This is a genomic window from Micromonospora sp. URMC 105 (assembly GCF_051386295.1).
In the GTDB taxonomy this organism is placed as follows: Bacteria; Actinomycetota; Actinomycetes; order Mycobacteriales; family Micromonosporaceae; genus Micromonospora.
Window position 1 is genome coordinate 1 of the sequence record NZ_JBPQTL010000189.1, and the last position, 2307, is coordinate 2307.

Consider the following 2307-nt stretch of genomic DNA (forward strand, 5'->3'; position numbering starts at 1 on the left):
TCAGCCACCAACCGCCACAACTGCTCCGGCGACGACACCCCACCCGGGAACCGACACGCCATCCCCACGATCGCGACGGGTTCCTGCTCTTTCTCCTCGACTTCGCGCAGCCGCCGGCGCGCGTCGTGCGCGTCGGCGATGGCGCGCTTGAGGTATTCGCGAAGCTTGTCCCCGTCTGCCATTGTGTTCAGCTCCCCAGGATGGCGAATGCGATCGATGGATCAGGTGGTGCCGGGCCGCAGCAGCGGCGGGCCCGGATGGTTCACTCGAACTCGTCGACGAGGGCGAAGAGTTCCTCGTCGCTGGCGGAATCAAGGTCGGCGTCCACGGTCGCCCCGCGGACCTGCTCGTGGTGGACGTCCAACAGACGGCGCAGACGGCTGTCGATCTCGTTCCGGGTCGCCGCGTCCCACGTCGCGGAGCGGATCATCGTCTCCAGCCGGTCGAGGTCGCTCAGGACCGGGACCTCTGTCGGCTCGTCGACCGGGAGCTGTTCACGCAGCAGGGCAGCCAGAGCCACCGGGGTCGGGTAATCGAAGACGAGGGTGGTGGGCAGCCGCAGCCCGGTGGCCGCGTTGAGCTGGTTGCGCAGTTCCACCGCGGTCAGCGAGTCGAAGCCCAGCTCCTGGAAGGCTCGGTCCACCTCCACGTCGCCGATGTCGGCGTGGCCCAACACCGCCGCCACGCTGCTGCGTACCAGGTCGACCAGGATCCGGTCCCGGTCCTGTGGGGCGGCGGCGGCCAGGCGACGTACGAGCGAAGCACTGTCCGTCGCCGGGTCGGCAGCCCGCCGCGGAATCTGCACGAGTCCGCGGAGCAGCGGTGGTGGCTGCTCGCCTCGGGCCCGCAGTCCGGCCAGATCCAGCCGGGTCAACGCCAGGATCGGCTCGGCCGTCGCCTGAGCGGCGTCGAAGAGGGCCATCGCGTCCTGCGAGGACAGCGGCAGCAGGCCGAAGCGTGCCATCCGTTTCAGGTCGACCTCGGCGAGGTGATCGGTGAGCCCGCTGGTCTGCTCCCACAGACCCCACGCGAGCGACGTGCCCGGCATTCCCTGGGCACGCCGGTGCCGGATCAGGGCGTCGAGGAAGGTGTTGCCTGCCGCGTAGTTGGCCTGGCCCGCCGTTCCGAGCAGCCCCGCCACCGAGGAGTAGACGACGAACGCGGACAGGTCCCACCGCCGGGTGAGTTCGTGCAGGTGCCACGCCGCGTCCACCTTGGGACGGAGCACGGCGTCGAGCCGTTGCGGCGTCAGATTCGGGACCAGACCGTCGTCGAGGACGCCGGCGGTGTGCACCACGGCCGACAGGGGCTGCTCGTCGGGTATCGCGTCCAGGACCGCGGCGAGCGCGTCCCGGTCGGCCACGTCACAGGCGACGATGTCGGCGACCGCCCCCAACCGGGCGAGTTCGTCGCGCAGATCGCCGGCGCCCGGCGCGTCGGCGCCACGTCGGCTCAGCAGCAGCAGCCGGGACACCCCGTGCTCGGTCACCAGGTGGCGGGCCAGCACCGCGCCGAGGGCGCCGGTGGCACCGGTGATCAGGACGGTGCCCGATCCCCAGTCCGGTGCCGAGGATCCGGTCGCGGTCGTCACCGCCCGGTTCAGCCGGGGCACGGAGACCGTGCCGCCGCGTACCAGCAGTTGCGGTTCGCCGGTGGCGACCGCGGCCGGCAGCACTGCCGCGGACCGCGGGTCGTCGTCGATGTCGACGAGGATGAAGCGGTCGGGCTGCTCGGTCTGCGCCGAGCGCACCAGGCCCCAGACGCCGGCGCCGGCGAGGTCCGTCAGGTCCGCGGGGCCGGTGGCCACCGCGCCCCGGGTCAGCACCACCAGCCGGGAGGTGTCAAGCCGCTCGTCGGCCAGCCACGCCCGCAGCCGGTCGAGCACCTGTGAGGTGGCTCGCCGGGCTCGCACCGGTACCGGCCCGTCGTCGCCGGTGGCCGTCGGCGCCACGACCAGTGCCGGTGCCGCCGCGCCGGCGTCCATGGCCCGCAGCAGGGACGCCACGTCCGGGTACGAGGGGGCAGCACCCGGCCAGGGTGTGTCGCCGAGGCTGGGCCATGCCGCGATCTCGTCGGTGCTCTCGTCGACCGGTAGTTCCGTCCACTCGACGGCGAAGAGTCCGTCGAGTGCCGCGGCGCCGGCCGCCAGCAGGGCCTCCCGGTTCAGCGGTCGCAGGAGCAGGGAGTCGACCCGCGCCACCGGCACGTCCCACTCATCAGCCACCGACAGCGACACCGTCAACGAATCACCATCACCAGAGCCCGGCTGCAACCACACCCGAAGCGCCGACGCCCCTGACCCGCCAA

The 2307-nt window shown here is 72.3% G+C and carries 2 protein-coding genes; both read right to left on the reverse strand.

Annotation, left to right across the window (positions count from 1 at the left end; translation table 11 throughout):
* A partial coding sequence (locus tag ACSNN7_RS28805) for a polyketide synthase docking domain-containing protein (protein WP_436684195.1) occupies window positions 1-182 on the reverse strand: 182 nt, incomplete at its 3' end.
* A gap of 80 nt (window positions 183-262) precedes the next feature.
* Entirely contained in the window at window positions 263-2224 is a 1962-nt protein-coding gene (locus tag ACSNN7_RS28810) for a type I polyketide synthase (protein ID WP_436684196.1), read from the reverse strand.
* Between the last annotated feature and the right edge of the window lie 83 nt (window positions 2225-2307).